Annotated in this window: 18 protein-coding genes and 5 other annotated features; of the genes, 12 read left to right on the plus strand and 6 right to left on the minus strand. The window is 43.1% G+C overall.

All coding sequences use genetic code 11. The annotated features are described in order from the left end of the window. Position 1: 1 nt before the first annotated feature. The 6 genes from MPH60_RS01535 (at position 2) to MPH60_RS01560 (ending at position 6,349) form a co-directional block, all read left to right on the plus strand. On the plus strand, positions 2 to 700 hold the full coding sequence (locus MPH60_RS01535) for a CoA transferase subunit A (protein WP_272492780.1): 699 nt from the start codon (positions 2 to 4) through the stop codon (positions 698 to 700). Continuing rightward, on the plus strand, positions 685 to 1,347 hold the full coding sequence (locus MPH60_RS01540) for a 3-oxoacid CoA-transferase subunit B (protein ID WP_241589214.1): 663 nt from the start codon (positions 685 to 687) through the stop codon (positions 1,345 to 1,347). Before MPH60_RS01535 ends, MPH60_RS01540 begins: the two co-directional genes overlap by 16 nt. Before the next feature lie 19 nt (positions 1,348 to 1,366). Further along, the gene (locus tag MPH60_RS01545) at positions 1,367 to 2,548 is read left to right on the plus strand and encodes a thiolase family protein (RefSeq protein ID WP_241589213.1); all 1,182 of its coding nucleotides are present in this window, start codon (positions 1,367 to 1,369) and stop codon (positions 2,546 to 2,548) included. A gap of 11 nt (positions 2,549 to 2,559) precedes the next feature. Further along, on the plus strand, positions 2,560 to 3,885 hold the full coding sequence (locus tag MPH60_RS01550; RefSeq protein WP_241589212.1) for a peptidase: 1,326 nt from the start codon (positions 2,560 to 2,562) through the stop codon (positions 3,883 to 3,885). Positions 3,886 to 3,984: 99 nt separating this feature from the next. Beyond that, the gene (locus tag MPH60_RS01555) at positions 3,985 to 5,448 is read left to right on the plus strand and encodes an amino acid permease (protein ID WP_241589211.1); all 1,464 of its coding nucleotides are present in this window, start codon (positions 3,985 to 3,987) and stop codon (positions 5,446 to 5,448) included. Between the two features lie 301 nt (positions 5,449 to 5,749). After that, positions 5,750 to 6,349: a DUF7010 family protein gene (locus tag MPH60_RS01560; protein WP_241589210.1), complete on the plus strand. Its 600-nt coding sequence runs from the start codon at positions 5,750 to 5,752 to the stop codon at positions 6,347 to 6,349. A 44-nt stretch (positions 6,350 to 6,393) separates the two neighbouring features. Here MPH60_RS01560 and MPH60_RS01565 read toward each other — a convergent pair whose 3' ends face one another. Then, positions 6,394 to 6,669, minus strand: a complete 276-nt coding sequence (locus tag MPH60_RS01565) for a hypothetical protein (protein ID WP_241589209.1) — start codon at positions 6,667 to 6,669, stop codon at positions 6,394 to 6,396. A gap of 122 nt (positions 6,670 to 6,791) precedes the next feature. Continuing rightward, positions 6,792 to 7,012 (plus strand) — a binding site (T-box leader). A gap of 30 nt (positions 7,013 to 7,042) precedes the next feature. Further along, positions 7,043 to 7,267: a binding site (T-box leader), on the plus strand. A gap of 31 nt (positions 7,268 to 7,298) precedes the next feature. Continuing rightward, positions 7,299 to 7,519, plus strand: a binding site (T-box leader). Positions 7,520 to 7,549: 30 nt separating this feature from the next. Then, positions 7,550 to 7,774, plus strand: a binding site (T-box leader). 31 nt (positions 7,775 to 7,805) lie between these two features. Next, positions 7,806 to 8,027: a binding site (T-box leader), on the plus strand. 60 nt (positions 8,028 to 8,087) lie between these two features. On the opposite strand from MPH60_RS01565, the gene thrS reads away from it, so the two are divergent. Further along, positions 8,088 to 9,995, plus strand: coding sequence for a threonine--tRNA ligase (thrS, locus tag MPH60_RS01570; RefSeq protein ID WP_405389150.1), 1,908 nt, complete (start codon positions 8,088 to 8,090; stop codon positions 9,993 to 9,995). A 303-nt stretch (positions 9,996 to 10,298) separates the two neighbouring features. Here the strand turns inward: thrS and MPH60_RS01575 are convergent, their stop codons facing one another. Further along, positions 10,299 to 10,892 (minus strand): hypothetical protein, encoded by a 594-nt coding sequence (locus MPH60_RS01575; RefSeq protein ID WP_241589207.1) that lies wholly within the window; start codon positions 10,890 to 10,892, stop codon positions 10,299 to 10,301. A 149-nt stretch (positions 10,893 to 11,041) separates the two neighbouring features. After that, on the minus strand, positions 11,042 to 11,668 hold the full coding sequence (locus MPH60_RS01580; protein WP_241589206.1) for a LysE family transporter: 627 nt from the start codon (positions 11,666 to 11,668) through the stop codon (positions 11,042 to 11,044). 271 nt (positions 11,669 to 11,939) lie between these two features. On the opposite strand from MPH60_RS01580, the gene asnA reads away from it, so the two are divergent. The 4 genes from asnA to MPH60_RS01600 all read left to right on the plus strand — a co-directional run bounded on the left by asnA (position 11,940) and on the right by MPH60_RS01600 (position 16,676). Then, positions 11,940 to 12,935, plus strand: coding sequence for an aspartate--ammonia ligase (gene asnA / locus MPH60_RS01585; protein ID WP_241589412.1), 996 nt, complete (start codon positions 11,940 to 11,942; stop codon positions 12,933 to 12,935). Positions 12,936 to 13,136: 201 nt separating this feature from the next. Further along, positions 13,137 to 14,369, plus strand: coding sequence for an MFS transporter (locus tag MPH60_RS01590; RefSeq protein WP_241589205.1), 1,233 nt, complete (start codon positions 13,137 to 13,139; stop codon positions 14,367 to 14,369). A gap of 145 nt (positions 14,370 to 14,514) precedes the next feature. After that, complete coding sequence (locus MPH60_RS01595; protein WP_241589204.1) at positions 14,515 to 15,147, plus strand: LysE family transporter; 633 nt, start codon at positions 14,515 to 14,517, stop codon at positions 15,145 to 15,147. A gap of 110 nt (positions 15,148 to 15,257) precedes the next feature. Further along, positions 15,258 to 16,676, plus strand: coding sequence for an amino acid permease (locus MPH60_RS01600; RefSeq protein ID WP_241589203.1), 1,419 nt, complete (start codon positions 15,258 to 15,260; stop codon positions 16,674 to 16,676). A gap of 46 nt (positions 16,677 to 16,722) precedes the next feature. On the opposite strand, the gene MPH60_RS01605 is transcribed toward MPH60_RS01600, so the two are convergent. Further along, positions 16,723 to 18,390: a ribonuclease J gene (locus MPH60_RS01605; RefSeq protein ID WP_405390691.1), complete on the minus strand. Its 1,668-nt coding sequence runs from the start codon at positions 18,388 to 18,390 to the stop codon at positions 16,723 to 16,725. Between the two features lie 152 nt (positions 18,391 to 18,542). After that, positions 18,543 to 19,442, minus strand: a complete 900-nt coding sequence (locus MPH60_RS01610; protein ID WP_241615804.1) for a TetR/AcrR family transcriptional regulator — start codon at positions 19,440 to 19,442, stop codon at positions 18,543 to 18,545. 254 nt (positions 19,443 to 19,696) lie between these two features. Here MPH60_RS01610 and MPH60_RS01615 point away from each other — a divergent pair, with 254 nt between their 5' ends. After that, positions 19,697 to 21,145 (plus strand): DHA2 family efflux MFS transporter permease subunit, encoded by a 1,449-nt coding sequence (locus MPH60_RS01615; RefSeq protein ID WP_241589411.1) that lies wholly within the window; start codon positions 19,697 to 19,699, stop codon positions 21,143 to 21,145. A gap of 308 nt (positions 21,146 to 21,453) precedes the next feature. On the opposite strand, the gene MPH60_RS01620 is transcribed toward MPH60_RS01615, so the two are convergent. Next, a complete protein-coding gene (locus tag MPH60_RS01620; protein ID WP_241589200.1) occupies positions 21,454 to 23,457 on the minus strand; it encodes a YhgE/Pip domain-containing protein in 2,004 nt (667 codons plus the stop codon). Positions 23,458 to 23,542 lie beyond the last annotated feature (85 nt).

The following is a 23,542-nucleotide window of genomic DNA, read 5'->3' on the forward strand; positions in this document are numbered from 1 at the left end:
TATGAAGCAGGTCATTACGAAGAAAAACAAAATTGTGACCATGGAAGAAGCATTGGAGCATATTTCCGATGGATGCACACTCATGTATGGCGGGTTTGGCGGAGTGGGGACTCCTCCGACACTCGTGCAGGGTATCCTTGACAAGGGCGTCAAGGAAGTGACCTTGATTGGCAATGATACTGGATTCCCTGACATCGGCATTGGCCGGCTTGTGACTGCTGAAAGGGCAAAGAAAGTGATCGCCTCGCATATCGGTTCCAATCCTAATGCCGGCAGGCTCATGACTGAAGGGAAGCTGCAGGTAGAATTTTCACCGCAAGGGACATTAGCCGAACGGATTCGTGCTGGCGGTGTAGGTTTAGGCGGGATTTTTGTCGATGTCGGGATTGGTACGATAGCCGAAGAAGGCAAGGACAAGATGGTGATAGAAGGAAAAGAATACTTGGTGGAAACCGCTTTGACGGCTGAAGTCAGCATCGTCCATGCCAAAAAGGCAGATTCACTGGGGAATTTAGTGTACGACAAGACTGCCTGTAATTTCAATCCGCTCGTCGCGATGGCTGGAGCCTTCACGATTGCTGAAGTAGAGGAAATCGTTCCTGTTGGCGAATTGGATCCTGAATGTATTGCCACTCCAGGCATTTATGTAGATATGGTGATTCCGACAAAAGGGGTGAATTGGAAATGGGCATGGCAGTAGATGTACGAAATCGTATCGCGAAACGCGCCGCCAAGGAAATCCATGACGGATTGATCGTCAATTTAGGCATCGGCATCCCTACCTTGGTGGCCGACCATATACCTCAAGATATTCATGTGCTGTTCCATGCGGAAAATGGAGTTCTCGGTACAGGGCCAAGTCCTGATCCCGGGCAAGAAGATCCTGCCCTCTGTAATGCGGGAGGGTTCCCGATCACCACTGTAATGGGAGCTTCATATTTTGACAGTGCAACAGCGTTTGGAATGATCAGGAAAGGATACATTGACATTACGATCCTTGGAGCCCTGGAAGTGAGTGAGAAAGGTGATTTGGCGAATTGGATCGTCCCAGGAAAGCGGGTGCCGGGGATGGGAGGGGCAATGGAACTTGCCCAGAAAGCCAAAAAGGTGATCGTCCTGATGAATCACGTGAATAAGCAGGGTGAATCGAAGATATTGAAGACATGTACGCTTCCATTGACGGCAAAGCAGAGTGTGGATTTAATCATTACGGAAATGGCAGTCATGGAAGTTACAGAAGAGGGATTGGTGCTTAAGGAAGTCATGATGCCATATACCGTGGATGATGTGATAAGGAATACAGAGGCAACGCTGAAAATCCATGCTGCTGTCAACACCATTGAATAGGTAAGAGGAGGAAAAAAGCATGAATGAGGTTGTCATCGTTGCTGGAGCGCGAACTGCAGTTGGATCCTTTGGCAAATCACTCCGGAATGTTAAAGCTACCGATTTGGGCCGTCAAGTATTGGAAGGTTTAATGGATAATTCTGGGTTAGGTAAAGAAAAGGTAAATGAAGTGATTTTCGGACATGGCTATGTCCACGGAGGCGGACTTAACTCGGCCCGTATTTCGTCGCAGATGGCTTGTTTCCCACACAGTGTCACAGGCCACGTTGTTATCAAAGCATGTGGATCAGGTTTAAAGGCCATTACCAACGCCGCTTTAACTATCGCTGCTGGTCAAGAAGACGTAATCATTGCCGGCGGAGTGGAGAGCATGAGCAATGTGCCTTATATCGTGAAAAATAGATGGGGCAGTAAATTTGGAAACGTAACGATGGAGGATGCTCTGCTGGCAGATGGATTAATATGTTCCTTGGGAAATGAGCATATGGGAATAACCGCCGAGCGCTTGGCTGAAAAATACGGTATCCGTCGTGAAGAACAGGATCAATTTGCTTATCAAAGTCACAAGAAGGCTTGGAAAGCTATAGTAGAGGGGCGCTTTGATCGAGAAATTATTTCGCTTGAAATCAAGAATCGAAAAGGACTTCAAATCTTCAACCATGACGAAGGGGTACGCGAGGACATTCATCTAGATCAACTAGCCAGTCTTCCAGCAGTATTCAAAAATGATGGAACCATTACGGCAGGAAATGCCTGTCCTATGAATGATGGAGCTGCAGCTGTACTATTAATGTCCAAGCAGCATGCAGAAGAAAAGGGATTAAAACCGCTCTTGAAAATAAAGGCTTTCGCCAGTGCAGGAGTTGAACCTGGAGTTATGGGGATTGGACCCGTACCAGCGACTCGAAAGGCATTGGCAAAAGCAGGTCTATCGTTAGAGGATATCGGACTGATTGAACTTAATGAAGCCTTTGCTGCCCAAGCACTTGCAGTGATCAAGGAGTTAGATTTGAATCAGGATATTGTCAATGTCAATGGAGGGGCAATTGCACTTGGTCACCCTGTAGGAGCAACAGGTGCAAAATTGACTGTCACACTGATGCATGAAATGTTGCGTTCACAAGTTAAGTACGGAATGGTAACGTTGTGTATGGCAGGTGGAATGGGACTTTCAGTAATCTATGAGAATATGTGTATTTAAGGAGGATAAATGTGCCGGATATAAAAAAACGGATAAACCAATGGATCAAGGATCATCGGGAAGAAGGAACAAACCTGTTGCAAAAAATGGTACAAGCCCCGAGTACGCAAGGAAATGAAGCAGGGGCACAGGCCATCGTCGCCCAAAAGCTGCAGGAAATGGGTCTGCAAATCGATAGTTGGGAACCTGACGGCGGAGAGCTGAAAAAGCATTCTTATTTCTATTCTCCACGCAGTGAATTTTCCAACAGCCCCAATGTGGTAGGTATCATGAAAGGGACTGGAGGCGGACGTTCCATCATTTTGAACGGACACATCGATGTGGTCCCGGATGGAGACCGGGATCAGTGGGACGACGACCCCTATAGCGGAGCCATTAAGAATGGAAGGATGTTTGGACGCGGAGTAACCGATATGAAGGGTGGAAATGTATCGCTGATCCTTGCGATGCAGGCATTGAAGGAAAATGGCATCCAATTAAAGGGAGATGTCATTTTTCAAAGTGTGATTGAAGAAGAAAGCGGCGGAGCCGGAACATTGGCGGCCGTCCTGAGGGGATATAAAGCCGATGCCGCCCTGATCCCTGAACCGACGAATATGAGGATCTTCCCGAAACAGCAGGGTTCGATGTGGTTCCGGATCCATGTGAAAGGACGGTCAGCACATGGCGGAACAAGGTATGAAGGCGTTAGTGCGATTGAAAAAAGCATGACCGTCATCAATCATATTCGTGCCTTGGAAGACAAGCGAAATGCACGTATCAGTGATCCGCTTTATCAGAACACGCCTATTCCGATTCCGATCAATCTAGGCGTCATTGAAGGCGGTAATTGGCCGTCATCCGTCCCTGACCTTGTGAAAATCGAAGGAAGAATGGGCGTTGCGCCGGAGGAAACGATGGAGCAGGCGAAGGATGAAATGGCGGCCTGGTTATTACAGCTGGGGGAAGTGGACCAATGGTTCAAGGAAAACCCGCCCGTATTGGAATGGTTCGGGGCACGCTGGGTTCCAGGAGCAATTGATGTAGAGCATGAACTGATGAATGCGCTTGTTCATCAATATCGGCAAGTGGCCGGACAGGACCCTGTCATTGAAGCCTCCCCTTGGGGAACGGATGGGGGATTGCTGACACATGTCGGTGAAACGCCTGCAATCGTTTTCGGGCCGGGAGTAACCGAGGTTGCCCACTATCCAAATGAATACATCCTGCTCGACAATGTGTTTTCCACAGCCGAAATCATTGCGCTTACTCTCATTCAATGGTGTGGAATGGAGCCTGAGCAGGATGGGGTCACCCAAACCGGAAATAGGGAGACGATACCAGGCAATGGAAATTAAACTGGATAGCATTCCAGCAAGTAAAGCGAAAAGCGGTTATTAAAACTTTTTACTATTTCTTGAACTTTTAACTTTAAAAGAAAATGAGGTAGGAACCATATGGATATGAATCTCATTGATAATCAAGAACCGACAGTTAAAAGGCAACTGAAAGCAAGGCATATGACCATGATTGCCATTGGCGGTTCAATAGGAACCGGATTATTCCTGGCAAGCGGGGCAACCATCCAGAGCGCAGGGCCCGGCGGTGCCCTCGCTGCATATGCCTGCATTGGAATCATGGTATATTTCCTGATGACGAGCTTAGGGGAAATGGCGACATATATGCCTGTGTCTGGATCATTTTCCACCTACGCCACACGCTTTGTTGATCCCGCATTCGGCTTTGCACTTGGCTGGAATTATTGGTTTAACTGGGCAGTCACCCTTGCCGTGGAAATAGCTGCTGCAGCCATCATCATGAAATTCTGGCTCCCTGATGTACCCAGCCTTATATGGAGTGCACTATTTCTTGGAATCGTCTTCACCCTCAACGCCCTATCCATTAAAAGCTATGGTGAATCTGAATATTGGTTTGCCTTAATAAAAGTCATTGCCATCATTTGCTTCATCATTATTGGTTTATTGACCATATTTGGGGTTTTTGGCGGAAAGGTGATCGGATTTGAAAACTTCACTATGGAGGAGGCACCATTCAAGGGAGGATTTTTATCGATCATCTCAATCTTCCTAATCGCGGGATTTTCTTTTCAAGGCACGGAACTGGTTGGTATTGCTGCCGGGGAAAGTGAAAATCCCGAAAAAAATGTTCCGAATGCGATCCGCCAAGTATTTTGGCGCATCCTATTATTTTACATCGGAGCCATCCTGATACTCGGCCTCTTGATTCCGTATACGAGTCCAAGTTTGCTGAACGGGGATGTCGAAAATATTTCTGTAAGCCCTTTCACGCTTGTCTTTGAACGGGCAGGGTTGGCATTCGCGGCATCCGTCATGAATGCGGTCGTGTTGACTTCCTTACTATCCGCTGGGAACTCGGGACTATATGCATCAACGCGGATGTTATGGTCGATGGCAAAAGATAAACAAGCTCCCAAATTCCTGGCCAAAGTCAACCGCAGGGGAATCCCGATGAATGCTTTGATCATCACGTCCTTAATTGGAGGACTCGCCTTCTTGACCTCCATTTTCGGGGACCATGTATTTACATGGCTATTGAATGCATCCGGGCTTACTGGATTCATCGCCTGGATTGGAATCGCCATAAGCCATTATCGCTTTAGACGTGCCTATGTTGCACAGGGCGGTGACCTAAACGAACTGAAATATAAAGCAAAATGGTTTCCATTCGGTCCGATCCTTTCATTCACCCTGTGCATGGGTGTCATAGCAGGACAGAATTACGAAGCATTCCTAAGCGGCAGCATCGACTGGTATGGCGTCGCTGTCTCCTATATCGGATTACCGATATTCCTGGTGGTCTGGTTAGGATACAAGATTTATCACAAGACCAAATTAATATCATTAAAAGATTGTCAATTTGATAAATCAGATGTGGCATGAATAGATAAAAACCTGAGATCCCTTTGGGGACTCAGGTTTTTTCTCCGAAAACAGAATTATATTTCCGAAAAAAGGATTATATCTTCGAAAAAAGGATTATATCTTCGAAAATAGAATTATATCTTCGAAAACAGAAATATATCTTCGAAAATAGAATTATATCTCCGAAAATTAGAATATATCTTCGAAAATAAGAATATATCTCCGAAAATGAATCATTTTTTGTAGCTGAATATTTGGGGAGGGTGTGAAATACTATTATTCTATGTACGATAATACTGTGGTTGAAAGGAAAATGAGGATGAAAGAGGCGTTTCGCGGTTCTGGAATTGGAGTCATTTTCATGGCGTTCTTCGGTACACTGTGGGCAGGTACCGGTGTAATGGGATTGCAGGGGTGGGGGTTTCCCTACGTGGAACTCGCAGCCATATTGATCGGAATCATACTGGTTATCGTCGGCATTTCATTAATTCATGCATCACAAAAAATGTCCAATCAAGTTTCAGAAAATGGGGCTAGGCGTCTTAAGCGTATCGGCTTTTTGTTTAATATGGTCTTCATTGCCGAAGGTTTGCTTATCGGGATTGCCATTGCCATCTGTAATTTGATCGATCAGACCGATCTTATACCAGGAGTCATCGCCATTATTGTAGGAATTCATTTTTTACCTTTGGCATCGCTTTTTCAAATCAAGATCTACTATGCAACAGGAGTGCTTCTCTGCTTATTGGCGCTTATCACATTGCTTATTGTGCCAGACACTGTCATGTTTAGGGAGCATCAAATCCTTGTACGGTTATCCTTGCTGGGCTTTGGATGCGCGCTAATTCTCTGGACCACTGGACTTTCGCTTTGGCTTAGAATAAAGAATTCAAGTGGAACGATAGCCGATGAAAATTGAATCAATCAAAAAACCCGTCATGGTGAACGGGTTTTTCATTTTGATTAATTTTTCATCCAGGTCAAGAGCCTGACAATTTGAAATGGGTCATTCCAAACGAGAATGAAACTTAAAAGTAAGAATGCAGCAACAGCCATTTTTTTCGACTTTCCTTTTTCATTTTTATACATTGCCCCGAAACTGCATAACATACCAAGAAGTAACGCACCGAATCCTGAAATCATAAGCTGCTCGGAGGCTTTTAGTAAAGAAAGGGAACAGCAAAATGATAGTGTACCGATTACTGCAAATACAACGGACCAATTGCTTAAACGTTTCATAGAGACTCCTTTTTTTACTAATTATACCAATTCAGTGTTTGCAATGAAATTAATAAATTTGAGGTTGTCACTTATGGAAATATATTGTAATATATATAACAATATAAAAATCCATTTACATTTCAGAAGCATTGATAAGGACATGAATCATTTTTACGGTCTGCAGAGAGGGAAGGGCAGGTGCGAACTTCCTGGCTTAGGAAACTGATTTACCGCCTTTGAGTTATATCGGTGAACAAGAGTAACTGATATCGTCTAAGCTGCGTTACAAGCTCCAGAGCCATGAGTGTTTTTTGCTTATGGGAAATTGGGTGGAATCACGGGTAACGCACTCGTCCCTTACTTAGGGATGGGTGCGTTTTTTATTATTATAATTATTGCCATGATAAGGACATGAATCAATTTTACGGTCTGCAGAGAGGGAAGGACAGCTGCGAACTTCCTGGCTTAGGAAACTGATTTACCGCCTTTGAGCTATATCGGTGAACAAAAGTAACTGATATCGTCTAAGCTGCGTTACAAGCTCCAGAGCCATGAGTGTTTTTTTGCTTATGGGAAATTGGGTGGAACCACGGGTATAAACGCACTCGTCCCTTATATAGGGATGGGTGCGTTTTTTTATATATAAAAATATTGCCATGATAAGGACATGAATCATTTTTACGGTCTGCAGAGAGGGAAGGGCAGGTGCGAACTTCCTGGCTTAGGAAACTGATTTACCGCCTTTGAGTTATATCGGTGAACAAGAGTAACTGATATCGTCTAAGCTGCGTTACAAGCTCCAGAGCCATGAGTGTTTTTTGCTTATGGGAAATTGGGTGGAATCACGGGTAACGCACTCGTCCCTTACTTAGGGATGGGTGCGTTTTTTATTATTATAATTATTGCCATGATAAGGACATGAATCAATTTTACGGTCTGCAGAGAGGGAAGGACAGCTGCGAACTTCCTGGCTTAGGAAACTGATTTACCGCCTTTGAGCTATATCGGTGAACAAAAGTAACTGATATCGTCTAAGCTGCGTTACAAGCTCCAGAGCCATGAGTGTTTTTTTGCTTATGGGAAATTGGGTGGAACCACGGGTATAAACGCACTCGTCCCTTATATAGGGATGGGTGCGTTTTTTTATATATAAAAATATTGCCATGATAAGGACATGAATCATTTTTACGGTCTGCAGAGAGGGAAGGGCAGGTGCGAACTTCCTGGCTTAGGAAACTGATTTACCGCCTTTGAGCTATATCGGTGAACAAGAGTAACTGATATCGTCTAAGCCGCGTTACAAGCTCCAGAGCCATGAGTGTTTTTTGCTTATGGGAAATTGGGTGGAACCACGGGTAAACGCACTCGTCCCTTATATAGGGATGAGTGCGTTTTTTTATTACTAAAAAAGGGGTGTTTATGTGATGGGGGAAAAAATGATTAAAGTTCAATTCCCGGATGGGCAGCAAAAGGAATATCCGCAAGGGATGACAGTGGAAAGTGTGGCAGGGTCCATCAGCTCAAGTTTAAGGAAAAAGGCAGTAGCAGGCAAACTGGATAAGCAACTGGTTGATCTAAGTCACAAGCTGAATGAGGATGCCGAGTTGTCGATCTTGACTCTGGATTCGGATGAAGGATTACAAGTGTTACGACATACAGCGGCGCATGTTTTGGCGCAGGCTGTGAAAAGGTTATACCAAAATGTGGAATTGGGGATGGGGCCAGTCGTGGAAGATGGTTTTTACTATGATTTTAAGTTAGACCATCCTTTGAGCTCAGAAGATCTACAAGCCATTGAAAAAGAGATGGAACATATCATAAGTGAAAATCTGGAAATAAAAAGGATCGAAGTGACTTATGAAGAAGCTGTGAAGTTATTCGAGGGCAGAGGGGAGTCATTCAAGTTGGATATAGCAAAGAACATCCCGAATGGTGAAAAATTAACGCTCTATCATCAGGGGGAATTCGTCGATCTTTGCAGAGGGCCCCACCTTCCATCCACATCATTTATAAAATCGTTCAAATTGACTCGCGTATCAGGTGCCTATTGGCGGGGAGACAATCAAAACGAAGTTCTTCAAAGGGTGTATGGCGTCGCTTTCCGAAAGAACAAAGATTTACAGGATCATTTTAAATTCCTGGAAGAAGCGGCCAAACGCGATCACCGTAAATTAGGGAAGCAGTTGGAGTTATTCATGTTTTCGGAGGAAGCACCTGGAATGCCGTTTTATTTACCGAAAGGGCAAATCGTTAGAAATGAATTGGAGAAGTTCTCGAGGGAGCTTCAGACTGAGGCTGATTACGACGAAGTTCGGACTCCTTTCATGATGAACCAGCGGTTATGGGAACAATCGGGTCACTGGGATCATTACCATGAGAATATGTACTTCACTGAGGTGGACCAAACAAAATTCGCGATGAAGCCAATGAACTGTCCGGGGCATATGCTTATTTTCAAAAACAGTCTTTATTCATACAGGGATTTACCCATCCGGATGGCCGAATTCGGTCAAGTCCACCGTCATGAATATAGCGGTGCATTGAACGGGATGCTGCGTGTCCGTACATTTTGTCAGGATGATGCCCACATCTATGTTCGGCAGGATCAAATCGAAAGTGAAATTAAACAAGTATTTTATCTGATCGATAAGGTGTATCGCACTTTTGGATTCGAGTATTCCGTGGAGCTCTCGACGCGTCCAGAGGATTCAATGGGTGATGACTCCCTTTGGGAAGCTTCTGAAACAGCCTTGAAAAATGTTCTGGAAAGCATCGGGATAGATTATCAAGTAAATGAAGGAGACGGGGCATTTTATGGACCGAAAATTGATTTTCATATTAAAGATGCATTAAAACGAAGCCACCAATGTGCAACAATCCAACTTGATTTTCAAATGCCTGACAAATTCGATCTGGCTTACATTGATGAAAATAATGAAAAAGTCCGTCCGGTCGTCATTCATCGTGCCATTTTTGGATCGATCGATCGTTTTTTCGGAATCCTGATAGAACACTTTGCCGGTGCTTTTCCGGTATGGCTTGCCCCGGTGCAAGTACAGATTATCCCTGTCTCACAAGTTCATTTGAACTATTGTTTAAAGGTTCAAAAAGAACTGAAGAATCAAGGCATAAGAGTAAAAATTGATAATCGGAATGAAAAGCTGGGGTATAAAGTCAGGGAAGCGCAGATGGGGAAAATCCCATATATGCTGGTTCTTGGAGATAAAGAAGAGAAAGAAGATCAAGTAAATGTCCGGAAATACGGGGAACATGAAGTTGAAAATGTCTCAATAGAAATGTTCATCAAGAAAATGGTTCAGCAAATAAAAGAACGCAGCATCTAACAAAAAAGCAGCTTAATCCGGAATTCACGAGTAAATGCGTGAAACTCACGAGTAAATGCGCGAAACTCACGAGTAAATGCGCGAAATTCACGAGTAAATGCGTGAAACTCACGAGTAAATGCGCGAAATTCACGAGTAGAGCACGAACTCACGAGTAAATACGCGAAATTCACAAGTAAATGCACGCAATTCACGAGTAAATGCACGCAATTCACGAGTAAATACGCGAAACTCACGAGTAAATGCCCATTGAATTAGGTTTGAATAAAAAAAGACAGCCGAAATAACTCGGCTGTCTTTTTTCTATCTACAAATCCATACCCAGCCAACACCAGGAATGAACTGCTGAAAACAGTTACCGCCCGGTCCGCCTTGGCCGCCACCTTGGCCGCCACCTTGGCCGCCGCCTTGGCCGCCACCTTGGCCGCCGCCTTGGCCGCCGCCTTGGCCGCCGCCTTGACCGCCGCCTTGACCGCCACCTTGGCCGCCGCCTTGGCCGCCGCCTTGACCGCCGCCTTGACCGCCGCCTTGGCCGCCGCCTTGGCCGCCGCCTTGACCGCCGCCACCGACAGGGCAGGTTAATCCTAGGTATTGCAATCCGACTATATCTGTACGATGAACCTCATTCGGGATACCACCTTCTAGAATCTGTACCATACCAGTGGCAGTATTGAGGCCCATCAAAATAAAGGTATGCTCGGTGTTACCCCAAAATGCTCTGAAACAATGACCTTGTCGGCCTGCGTTCAAATGGCTCTGAATAGTGGCTACTGGAACCAGTGTTTGTACGGGCAGTCTGTCATCATAATAAGGCAAATTAGCATAGGAATTATCGTAATAATATGGATTATTATAATATGGAACATTATAAGAGTAATAACCGTAATTATTATACATTCAAGAAATCCTCCCTTTGTGTTTACCCTTTCAGGCTATGAACAAAGAGGGATAAGTGTCCGACATGGACAAAGATGGACACTAAAATGGGCGGCCTTTTATATATCTTATACGAATTTACGAGTAAACTCTTATATTTCCTAAACTCTTTATGTAAATAAAACCTTGGCTGCTTGGATGGCAAAGTAAATGCCAATCCCTATAAGGGATATTCCTGAAATGATCGAGATGCCCATTAGAATGGGTTTGGATAAAAAGCGTCTGAAGGTGCTGGCGATGATGGCCATTGCGAAGTCCCAGGATAAGAGGCCGACAAGGATCCCTGAACTGTATAAAAGTAATTGATCCATATCATATTTTGAAGCGGAGTTTGCGAGAATGGATCCATAAATCCCCAGCCAAAACAAAATGGATAAAGGATTCGAAAGGGACATGATGAATCCTGTCAGGAATGAAGAAAGAAGGGAATCTTTCGCTTTTCGTGTATTCACTTCAATCTTACCTGCACTTAACAGACTTTCAATTCCGGTATAGGTCAGGACGAAAAATCCAAAAAGCCATAAAAATGTCTTCATGAAGGAGTTGTCCAAAAAGTGGACGACACCGAAAAAGACTAGGCCTATAAATACAAAATCCGCTAAAATGGCACCCCAGCCAAAAACCCAGGCATGCCAAAATCCCTTCTTGATTCCTTTGTCCAATTGAGCAGCATTTATAGGACCGATAGGAGCCGCCAGTGATAAGCCTAATAATACATAGCTGAAAAAAACACCCAATTCCTCACCTCATCGTTTGTTACATCCTCACTTATTTGAATGTATTCAGACAATTGGACTTGTACCACATTTTTTAACCCATTTTTTGAGGTGATATATGGTGAATCATTGTCCGGTTTGCTGCTTATGGATGTACCTAGTCTGACATGGATCTTTTTGTAACAACACAGAAAACTCCTTCATAATGTAATTTAGTCAAATGGAAAGACGCCAATTTTAATGCATGCGCTATTCAAAGCGGAATTGGAGGATAATTATGCCTGAATTATCGATGCCAAATAAATACAACACAATTCTTGATATCATGCATACGGATATTGCAATAAATGAGATAAAGGATCATTTTGAAGAAGGAATTTCAAATGCGTTAAACCTGATTAAAGTATCAGCACCTATCATTTTAAATGAAGGTAATGGTATAAATGACAATTTAAATGGTGTCGAGCGGATTCTTACCTTTGAAGCTCTGGATATTAAGAATAAACAAATCGAAGTGGTTCAATCTTTGGCAAAGTGGAAAAGAATCACTCTTTCTAGATATGGTTTGGCGTGTGATGAAGGCATTTACACAAATATGAATGCGATAAGACGTGATGAAAAGCTGGATCATTTACACTCGTTATTTGTGGATCAATGGGACTGGGAGAAAGTCATAACGAAAGAACAGCGTAATGTAGATACATTAAAATCTGAAGTGAAAAAAATATATAGAGCCATTAAATCGACCGAATGTTATATGTTTGAATTCCATCATCTGCTTAAGCCTGTGTTACCTGATGACATTCACTTCATTACGACCCAGGAGCTGGAGGATTTATACCCAAATCTGACTTCGAAGGAAAGAGAGAACGTGGCAGCGAAGAAATATGGTGCGATTTTCATCATGAAAATTGGCGGAGAGTTACAATCGGGGGAAAAGCATGATGGACGTTCTCCGGATTATGATGATTGGGACCTAAATGGAGATATCGTTTTATGGAATCCACTCTTGGAATGTGCTTTTGAAGTTTCTTCAATGGGAATTCGAGTAGATGAAAAGTCTCTGTTAAAACAATTAAGATTATCCAACAACGAAAATCGTAAGGTGCTCGATTATCATAAGGCCGTATTGGAAGGAAAGCTTCCGTATTCAATAGGCGGAGGAATTGGGCAATCCAGACTATGCATGTTTTTGCTGAAGAAAGCACATATTGGCGAGGTTCAGGTTTCGGTATGGAATGACCAAATAGTAAACGACTGTAAAAAGAGGAATATTATTCTTTTATAAAGACGAAAGCGGGAAATCCATTCTTAAAAAGAATGGATTTTTTGTTTTAACGGTCAAAAGGGGTAATTTTGGGTGAAGCGCTACTGAATAAATCTTTCTGCGCTATAACATAATAATTGGAGACATCTAATAGTGATGCAAAACAAAAATGGTTACCTTTTATGCAATAAGTTGCTTTTATAATGGATGAGGAGTGTAAGTATGGAGGGTCATGAGAAGCAAAATAAAGATGTAAGCGTGTGGTGCCTGATCAGTATGGCATCGATTCCATTGGTAATGACACTTGGAAATTCAATGCTTATCCCGGTTTTGCCCATTTTCGAGGAAAAGGTGGGGATATCTTCATTCCAATCAAGCATGGTGATAACAAGCTATTCCGTAGCATCCATTTTTTTAATTCCCATAGCGGGTTATTTATCAGATCGATTTGGACGGAAAATGGTGATTCTGCCAAGCTTGATCCTTGCTCTTATCGGCGGTTTGATCGCAGGTTATGCATCATGGAAAATGGAAAATCCATACACATGGATCATCATCGGGAGGGTATTGCAGGGGATTGGGGCGTCTGGGGCCTCGCCCATCATTTTGCCTCTGGTGGGGGATTTATACAAGGATGATGATGAGAAAACCAGCTCGTGTTTAGGAATTATAGAAACCTCGAATACATTTGGGAAAGTACTGAGTCCGATACTGGGTTCCCTGTTTGCTGCATTTATCTGGTTTTTACCTTTCTTCTCGATTTCATTCTTCAGTTTAATATCTATTGTCTTGGTCTTTTTCTTTATAAAGGTACCAAAGGAGAAGGATGAGCCGAAGAAATTCAAAGAATTCTGGCATGATACGAAAAAAATATTCAAGCAGGAAGGAAAATGGTTATATACAGTTTTCCTGATTGGTGTATTTGTCATGTTGGTTTTGTTCGGTGTTCTTTTCTTTTTGTCTGATAATCTGGAAAAAATCCATGATTTGCATGGAGTTAAAAAAGGTTTAGTGATAGCGATCCCGCTGTTTTTCCTTTGTGTATCTTCTTATGTTGCCGGGAAAAAAATCAAGGGTGAATTACCAATCATGAAGAAGATCATCATGATCAGTATAGCTGTCCTTTCAATCAGCCTTGTATTTGTCGGTTTTACAAAAAACAAGGTTTTCCTTTTATTACTCGTAACGAGCTTGGTGGGAATAGCGATTGGTGCGTTATTGCCGACACTCGACGCAATCATGACTCAAAATATAAAAAAGGAACAGCGGGGGACAATTACCTCCTTCTATATGTCATCAAGGTTCATCGGAGTTGCGGCAGGCCCTCCGGTCATGTCCCTTGTCATGAAAAATCATATCAATTTGACCTATATCATTTCAGGGATCATTGGTATAGGCATCGTATTGATTGTTATGAAATTCATTAGTTCAGACAAAAAAGAAGCTGCTGCCTAAAGGTTTCTATAGAAATCCCCCAAAAAAGCCGGGCTTTCCCACGGCTTTTTTGTAATCGGGAAAATTTTTTTTGCATGTGGTTATAGGCAGAAGGTTGTCACATAAAATGTACAAGTCATGAACTAGCTCGAAGGAGTGATGCTTTTTGAGTGTACATTTACTGCTGAGTTACTTTTTCTTGGGACTTACCCTTGCAGCACCGATCGGTCCGGTGAACTCTGCTCGTATCGATAAAGGAATCAAAAACGGGTTTTGGCATGCCTGGATCGTTGGGGCAGGGTCGATGATTGCAGATGCCTTGTTCATGATTTTAGTGTATGTAGGTATGGTACGGTTTTTAGAAATTCCGATTGTCCAGATTTTTCTATGGCTTTTTGGGGGATTCGTGCTTATTTATTCTGGTGTTGAAAGTGTTTTACGGGTTAACACGATATTATTAAATGAATATCGGAATAAAGATTCTTTCATTTCCTGTTTTTTGACTGGGTTCATCATGTCTGTGACCAGTCCATTATCCATTTTATTTTGGTTGGGGATATATGGATCTATTTTAGCTAAAACAGCTTCAAGTTATGGGACATCACAACTTTTCATTTATAGCGGGATGATCTTCCTTGGACTTACCTGCTGGGATTTTTTTGTAGCGGCATTAACGAATGGATTTCGCAGGTTTTTAAATGAAAGAAGCTTAATGGCCATTTCGATCATCTCTGGATTATCATTGGTCGGCTTTGGTGTTTATTTTGCATATCAAGGCATTTCTGCCATCATATCATAAAGCAGAATGCTTTCCGGTTAATACATAGGATAGGGTATTTGAAAACTTCTTCCTTGCATAATTCATTGTGGCATTATCAACACTATGAATGATGGAAGGGGGTAAATGTTATGACAACAAAAGCCAATTGCAGTTCAGCGAAAGGGAAGGCTGTCCAAGATTCTAATGCATCAGGTGAACAACAAGGCGATATGAAATGGTGGCAGCTATCATTGGTCGGTGTAGGCTGTACGATCGGGACAGGGTATTTCCTCGGATCGACCATAGGGATTAAAACGACGGGGCCATCCATTGTATTTTCATTTGTACTGGCTGCACTAGGTACCTACATCGTTTATAATCTGCTTGCCAAGATGACGGCTGCCGATCCTCAAGAAGGTTCTTTTTGTTATTATGCCAATAAAGCATTTGGACGATGGGCTGGCTTTAGCTGTGGCTGGAATTATTGGTCCTCCAATATATTGATCATGGGAAGCCAGCTTACTGCGCTTTCGCTATTATCTCAATTTTGGTTCCCGAAAGTGCCGCTGTGGCTATTTGCATCCGGTTTTGCCATCGTTTCAATCGTGGTGGTATTGCTGGGAACAAAAGGGTTCGACAGGGTGGAAAACATCCTTGCGGTAATTAAGACAGCAGCAATCGTAATGTTTATCATTATAGCCATATGTGCCGTTTTCGGCTGGTTTGGTCTTGCTGGAGCGAAACCGCCATCCTTTCCGAATACGTACAATGAATTATTCCCAAAAGGCCTAAAAGGGTTTTGGACATCACTTATCTATGCCTTTTATGCGTTTGGCGGCATTGAGGTCATTGGACTGATGGCGATGCAGCTTAAAAAGAAGGAAGATGCGCCAAAGGCAGGGACGATCATGCTCTTGGTTCTTACCATCATCTATGTGGTTTCATTGGGGTTAGCCGTAACCATGATTTCGTTAGGTGCATTCAGTGAAAAAGAAAGTCCATTCGTTTCGGCATTGGACAGTTATCATCTGGCATTTTTCCCGCACGTTTTTAATGGTGCGATCATCATTGCCGGTTTCTCGACGATGACCGCTTCACTATTTGGTGTAACCAATCTATTGGTAACGCTATCCAATGACGGGAATGCACCCTCATTATTCATGCAAAAGATCAAGAAATTCAAGGACCTTCCACTGCCTTCACTGGGTCTTGGAGCCTTAGGACTATTAGGATCAATCATCACTGCCTTGCTCCTGCCAGGCAAGATTTATGAATACATTACAACATCTGCTGGAATATTACTTTTGTATAACTGGGCATTCATCATTCTTTCTTCATTCAAAATCTTGGAGAATAAGATTTGGAGTAAGATTACGGCCGTTTTCGGACTTCTTTTAATTTTAGCGGCGGTCAGTGGCACTCTGCTTGAAAAAGAAATACGTCCAGGTTTTTTCATCAGCCTTTTATTCATCGTGATCATCGGTCTTGCCGCCGTTTTCATGAAGTTCAAGGTTTGGAATAAGAACAAGGCGATGGCCGCAAAAGCCAGTAAATCAGAACTTGATTGAAAAAAGGAACTCGACTACACGAAGTCGAGTTCCTTTCGATTTGGCTCTAAATCTCAATTATTATTGGAAGAATCATTGGTTTTTTCTTAGTTTGAGTAAAGAGATAGTGCCCCAATTCCTTCTTTATGGTTTGTTTGATGATGTTCCAACGGTATATTTTTTCACTTTGTAAGTCGTTTACCGTTTTCGTAACAAGACGATTCACATGTTTAAGGAGGTCCTCTGAATTTTGAACATATACAAATCCACGGGAAATGGTATCGGGTCCTGATACTATTTTTCGTTCCGTCTTGCTTAGTGTTATGACAATAACGAGCATGCCATCTTCGGAAAGCTGCTTGCGGTCCCGCAGAACGATTTCTCCAACATCACCAACGCCGACACCGTCAACAAAGGTATTGCCGGCAGCCACTCTTCTCGTTTGACGGGCAACGGAGTTTTCAATATCCACCACATCGCCATTACTGATAATGAAAGTATTGCCCTTCTCTACCCCGACAGACTCAGCTAACAACCGATGCTGGTGCAACATCCGATATTCACCGTGAATGGGAATGAAATACTTAGGTTTCATCAGGGTGAGCATGAGCTTTAACTCTTCCTGATAAGCATGTCCGGATACATGCATGCCCGTTACAGTCCCAGAACCGTAAATGACTTTGGCACCCAGTTGAAACAGGTTATCGATGATCCGAGAAACATCCCGTTCATTTCCGGGGATTGGAGTGGAGGCAAGAATCACTGTATCATCAGGCAAGATGCTCATATCCCGATAATTTGAACTGGAAAGGCGGGAAAGGGCAGCAAACGGCTCTCCTTGACTTCCTGTACATAAAACTGCGACCCTTTCAGGTGCATAACTATCGACTTCTTGTGGTTGGATTAGCATCCCATCAGGAACATCGAGGTAGCCGCGTTCAATGGCAACGTTTACGACGTTCACCATGCTTCGTCCAATCAGGGCGAGTTTCCGGTTTGTCTTCTGTGCCGCGTTCACAACTTGTTGAACGCGATTGACATTTGAAGCGAAGGTCGAAAGGATGACTTTCTGTTTTGCCTGCATGAAGGCCTCTTCGATATGGCTGCCAACGAGATGCTCCGAGGGGCTGGAGCCTGGACGTTCAGCGTTCGTGCTTTCCGATAATAAAACCAAAACACCTTCACTTCCGATTTTGGCCATTTTATGAATATCGGGATACTGATCATTCATGGGAGTCAAGTCAAACTTAAAGTCCCCTGTATGAACGACCGTGCCTTCTGGCGTTCGCATGGTGACCCCAAGGCAATCGGGTATACTATGATTCGTTTTGAAAAAGTCGAGAACCATCTCCCCGAATTCCAATCTTGAATCCGAGTCAATCTGGATTAACTTCGTATCACCCAAAAGGTTATGTTCTTTTAATTTCAATTCAATCAAACCAAGTGTTAAACGTGTGGCATAAATGGGTACATTCAATTTTTTTAAGAAATAGGGGATACCGCCAATATGATCTTCATGCCCATGAGTTACAATCAAAGCCCGGATCTTCTCTTTATTCTCTTGGAGAAAGGAAATATCAGGAATGATTAAATCGACTCCTAATAAACTTTCATCAGGAAACTTGGCACCACAGTCAATAATGATGATATCGTTTGAATATTGAACCACATACATGTTTTTACCGATTTCATTCACTCCGCCCAGAGCCAGTATGGACAAAGCATTCTCTTTCATACTCAAGTAGATTGACCTCCCTTTATGATGATAAGGATAGTGTTTCCTTAGGTCCCTTTTATAAAACCAACTCTTTTCGTAAAAACAAGGCAAATTCAAAAAGTCATAAAAAAAAACCTACCGTTTTCGGTAGGCGCGTGTATCCCAACTCTTCATCGGCTCAAGCAAGAATGGATGCTTTCTTCAAAAGTATCAATGTTTGCTTGGACCTGCGGTGCATATCCAGTCTTCAAAGTGAGCAGCAAACTTTCTATCAAGAATTTTCGCGGCTTGTCGGACTGCATCAGCTCATCTTGGATAAAGTCGATTAATTCAATGGCTCTTGTTCGATCTTCATCGCAAGGCAAAGCTTTGTTTATCGCTTTTTTCAATTCAGTTGTGGATTGAAGCAAATCATTATGGCAAGGATCAAGGTGGTTTGTAAAGTTTGGAAACCAAGTATCCATTAGTTCCGGATCAATGATTTGTTCCCCGCTTTCAGCCACTTCATTGACTAGGCGGACAATGCGGTTCATGCAATAGCGGATAATTTGTATGTCCGGTGTACCGGAGGGATTGGCCCGATAGCTAAAATGATTCATGTGGGTCATCATCGAATGAAAGATGATGACGCTATCTAAAAGATAGGGTTTTTTGCTTTCACCGAATATATCGATAAAACGATTATACATCCAGCGCAAGCTCAACAATAGCGTGTTATTGATGAATTGTTTTAATTCTTCATCGTTGGAAACACGGACTTCTTCGATCAGGATAAGCAATTTGCTTTGCTTGTTCACCATCATCTGCAGTTCGAGCTGCCGGATGAAAATTTCAATATCGGCGGAATCTTGACCAATCAACAGTTTTTCCCGTTCATGGCGAATCTTTGTATAAAAGGAACGGAAAATGGCTATAAATAATTCACCCTTCGAAGGGAAATAATTATAAAATGTACCTTTTGATATACCGCTGCCGTCTAAAATGTCCTGAATAGACGTCGCTTGGTAGCCTTTGTCAATAAACAGCTTATGAGCCGTATCGATGACATTCTGCCTTCGGTTGTTCATCATATCACCTTATTTTCATTATACTGCTTGTATAAATGTAATCGTACTCTATTTTTCATCACAGCACAAACCCCTATTTAAACCAGTAAATTTTTATTGCAAAAAATGAACTAGGGGTATATTATTGATTTTGTGAGTTTGGAATATACCACTCGTATAAATAAATGAACCAATAGTTTGAATGGAGGAATAGATAAATAGTGAGTACTGCACAAACAAATGAGAAAAAGGGTTCGTATGGCATTTTAATCATACTGATGGTCGGTGCGTTCATATCGATACTGAATTCAACCCTTTTAAATATTGCACTGCCATCAATCCAAATAGACCTGGGAATCGAGACTTCCACAGTCCAATGGCTGACAACGGGCTATATGCTCGTGAACGGAATCATGATTCCGACAACTGCCTTCTTAATAAGAAAATATTCGGTGCGTAATCTGTTCCTGACAGCCATGCTCCTATTCTCAATCGGGACGATCGTGGCAGGTGTAGCGCATGTATTCCCGCTATTATTGAGCGCACGTATGGTTCAGGCTGCCGGTTCGGCAATCATGATGCCATTATTGATGAACGTACTTTTAACTTCTTTCCCAGTTGAAAAACGGGGCTCGGCAATGGGACTATTCGGTTTGGTCATGATGTTTGCCCCTGCAATCGGGCCGACGCTTTCAGGCTGGATCATCGAGCATTATGATTGGAGAATGCTATTCCATTTCATTACTCCGCTAGCTTTACTAGTGCTTATTTTCGGCTTCTTTAAACTTAAAGACCACAAGGAAAAAGTCGATATCTCAATTGATAAAATATCGGTCATCCTTTCAAGCTTAGGCTTTGGCGGTTTGCTTTACGGATTCAGTTCGGCAGGCAGTAAAGGCTGGGACAGCCCGTGGGTATACGTAACACTGGTAGTCGGTGCCATCTCCCTGATCCTTTTCATAACACGCCAGCTTAAAATGGAAACACCAATGCTTGAGTTCAGGATCTTCAAGCACCCGATGTTCGCTTTATCCGCAACGATCTCAATCGTACTGAACATGGCGATGTTCTCGGGGATGATCTTAATTCCGATGTACACACAAACAGTACGTGGCATTTCACCATTCGATTCTGGATTACTGATGCTTCCAGGTGCGTTATTAATGGCCCTCATGTCACCGGTTACCGGTAAGCTTTTCGATAAATTCGGTGCCCGCATCCTTGCTTCAATCGGGTTGCTTATCACCGTGGTAACTACGTATTTGCTAAGTAAATTATCAATGGAAACTACGTATACAGAAATTGTAATCCTGTTTTCCGTTCGTTCCTTCGGGATGTCAATGTCCATGATGCCGATCATGACAAATGGTTTGAACTCGCTGCCAGCCCGCATGAACCCGCACGGTACAGCCATGAATAATACACTGAACCAAATTTCCGGTGCGGTCGGTACGGCATTGCTCGTTACGGTCATGTCTAACCGTGCAGCTTCTACTGCCGAAGAGTTAATGACGAAAGCGATGAGCAAATTAACAAGCCAGCCCACCGCTGAGATGATGGGCCAAATGAAAGCCCAAATCGGGATGCAGGCAATGCTGGATGGAATTAACTTCTCCTTCTTTGTATCTACCTTCATTGCCGGTGTGGCGCTGATCCTGGCATTATTCATTAAGCGTGCTTGGCCGGCTGAAGAAAAACCAGCTGTGAAAAAAGATCAAACCGCTTAAATGAAACAATAAAAGGCCCTATGCCACCTGAATCTTTCAGGCAGCATGGGGCATTTTTTATAACTTCTGCCATCTAGTTTGATTTACAGCGGAATTAATTCAGACTACAGCGGAATTATCCGGCCTACGATGGAGTAATTCGACCTACCACCGAATAATTCGACCTACCACCGAATAATTCGACCCACGTAAAGATTAATTCGACCTACCACCGATTTAATTCGTCCCACGAATTAAGAATGTTTTAACCGGTGATTTCACTTGTAAACAAAAAAGCGCAGTGCCATTTGCACTGCGCTTTTTTTACATTAAGATGTCACTTCTTCTGAAGTTACTTTTGCATGCTGGATATGGCTGGTTATCCAGCCAATGATCGCTGCAGAAACGAGATAGGCAAGTAAGATCCAAATCTGCGCCTGCAAGTTTTCCCAGCCGCCTAATGAGATGACCTCTTGAAGTTCCTTTAATGAGTGGGCCATAGGTAGAAATTGACCGATTTTCGTCAATAATGACATGCCCAGTTCCCCTGGGAATGTTCCGCCACAGGTCGCCAATTGGAACACGAGAAGGGTCACGGCTGCGAATTTGCCCACCACTCCGAATACGGTCACCAACATAAGAATGAATGTCATGAAGGTAAATGAAACAATGATGCTTGATAGAATGAATACAGGGACACTTGCTACATGTAAATGGAATCCAAGCAGGACGACTGCATCCACTAGAAGTGCCTGAATCAAGCCGATTACATATACCAGCATTAATTTATTCGTGAAATGAACGGTTCCGGTAACCTTAAGATTCTGCCTGCGGCCAAGCGGCAAGATATTGGAAGCCATGATGCCGCCTACATAAAAGGCCAATGACAGAAAATAAGGGGCAATTCCGGTTCCGTAGTTAGGTACTTCAGATAAATTGGATTGGACCAATTGTACGGGTTCAGAGAACATCGAAGTGGTTGAATCGTCGTACTGAAGACTGGCCGTTTTATCGGCAGCTTCATTAAGCTTGGCGGATAAGTTGTTAGAACCCGTTTCCAGTGAAGCCAGTCCGTCTTGAAGATCCGTCGATCCACTGGCTAGCTGGCTGCTTCCGCCGGCTAGCGATTCGATTCCGGCATGTAAAGTGGAGAAACCATTTTTCCATTTAAATAATCCATTCGCCAATTCTTCAGAACCCTCGTTTAATTGCTTGGCACCCGAGGTAGCTTGTGCCATTTTATCACCAAAAGCATTCATCCCGGTTTGAACGGTTTCTTGTCCATCAGCCACTTTGGCAGCACCTTCACCCAATTGCTTTTGACCGGCATGTAAAGTCGTGGCTGCTTCGGATAAACCTCCTGATAGGGCAACGATTTGCTTGAAGTCTTGATCCTTTATTGCATCGGGATGACTTTTCATATAGGCATCCAATTGTTTTTTTAGAGTATTCGCTGTATCGGCAGCCTGTTCTTGCCCTTGCATCAATTTTGCATTTCCGGCTGACCAGTTCTCGACACCCTGACTTACTTCATTCATTCCATTTTCCAATGAGTGATGTCCATCCGATAGCTGCTTCATGCCGGAATATAAGTTCTGGGAACCTGATGATAATCCTGTCGCACCATCCGCTAAGGCTTCTTGTCCATCCAAGAGCTTGTTGCTTCCTGTTTGCAGCTTCTGGGCGCCATCATTCAAATCCTGGATGCCATCATCCAATTTCTCACTGCCGTTTTTCGCATCCACCGTTCCTTGATGAAGTGTTTCCGCTCCATCCCCGGCATCCGCCAAGCCTTTAGAAACCTCCTGGAATTTCGAAAGGATGCCTTCAGAATAGACTTTTGTAATGCTTGCGTTGATTTTTGCCGTCATTTTTTCAACAGCAGTAGAGCTGATCTGTGAGGCAACGAAGTTCTTACCTGGATTGACAGTATACAAAAGTTTAGCTCTTTCCGGTTTTTCATCCATTAAAGTCGTGACATTTTCCGAAAAATCTTCCGGAATCGTGACAACCATATAATAGGCATCTTCCTTAAGACCCGTTTTTGCCTCTTTTGCCGTGACAAAGTGAAAATCCAATTCTTTCTGCTTTTTCAATTGTTCAACGAAATCATCTCCAGCCTCGACTGGCTTATCGTCCATTTCCGAACCATTATCGAGATTGACCACTGCCACAGGGAGCTGATCCAACTTCCCATAAGGGTTCCAATATCCTGCCAGGAAGAAACCTGAGTAAATCAATGGAACGACCAAAAGGAAAATTAAGGCGATTCTCCCGTGTTTATGTTTCCACATTGCTTTTATATCTTGAAATACAAGTTGTAAACCTTTCATTATTTAGCCTGCCCTTTCTAACCAAGAGATTATTTCATCATAATGGTTTTTTTAGATACTGTATAATACATAATTGATTATGTAA

Source organism: Peribacillus sp. Aquil_B1, assembly GCF_022603275.1.
Taxonomy (GTDB): Bacteria; Bacillota; Bacilli; order Bacillales; family DSM-1321; genus Peribacillus.

Coding starts and splice junctions, on each gene's coding strand:
- MPH60_RS01560 (WP_241589210.1), top strand. CDS start 5,750: ATGAAAGAGGCGTTTCGCGGTTCTGGAATTGGAGTCATTTTCATGGCG.
- thrS (WP_405389150.1), top strand. CDS start 8,088: ATGATTAAAGTTCAATTCCCGGATGGGCAGCAAAAGGAATATCCGCAA.
- MPH60_RS01565 (WP_241589209.1), bottom strand. CDS start 6,669: ATGAAACGTTTAAGCAATTGGTCCGTTGTATTTGCAGTAATCGGTACA.
- MPH60_RS01600 (WP_241589203.1), top strand. CDS start 15,258: ATGACAACAAAAGCCAATTGCAGTTCAGCGAAAGGGAAGGCTGTCCAA.
- MPH60_RS01610 (WP_241615804.1), bottom strand. CDS start 19,442: ATGATGAACAACCGAAGGCAGAATGTCATCGATACGGCTCATAAGCTG.
- MPH60_RS01615 (WP_241589411.1), top strand. CDS start 19,697: ATGGTCGGTGCGTTCATATCGATACTGAATTCAACCCTTTTAAATATT.
- asnA (WP_241589412.1), top strand. CDS start 11,940: ATGCCAAATAAATACAACACAATTCTTGATATCATGCATACGGATATT.
- MPH60_RS01555 (WP_241589211.1), top strand. CDS start 3,985: ATGGATATGAATCTCATTGATAATCAAGAACCGACAGTTAAAAGGCAA.
- MPH60_RS01535 (WP_272492780.1), top strand. CDS start 2: ATGAAGCAGGTCATTACGAAGAAAAACAAAATTGTGACCATGGAAGAA.
- MPH60_RS01590 (WP_241589205.1), top strand. CDS start 13,137: ATGGAGGGTCATGAGAAGCAAAATAAAGATGTAAGCGTGTGGTGCCTG.
- MPH60_RS01545 (WP_241589213.1), top strand. CDS start 1,367: ATGAATGAGGTTGTCATCGTTGCTGGAGCGCGAACTGCAGTTGGATCC.
- MPH60_RS01605 (WP_405390691.1), bottom strand. CDS start 18,390: ATGAAAGAGAATGCTTTGTCCATACTGGCTCTGGGCGGAGTGAATGAA.
- MPH60_RS01575 (WP_241589207.1), bottom strand. CDS start 10,892: ATGTATAATAATTACGGTTATTACTCTTATAATGTTCCATATTATAAT.
- MPH60_RS01540 (WP_241589214.1), top strand. CDS start 685: ATGGGCATGGCAGTAGATGTACGAAATCGTATCGCGAAACGCGCCGCC.
- MPH60_RS01620 (WP_241589200.1), bottom strand. CDS start 23,457: ATGAAAGGTTTACAACTTGTATTTCAAGATATAAAAGCAATGTGGAAA.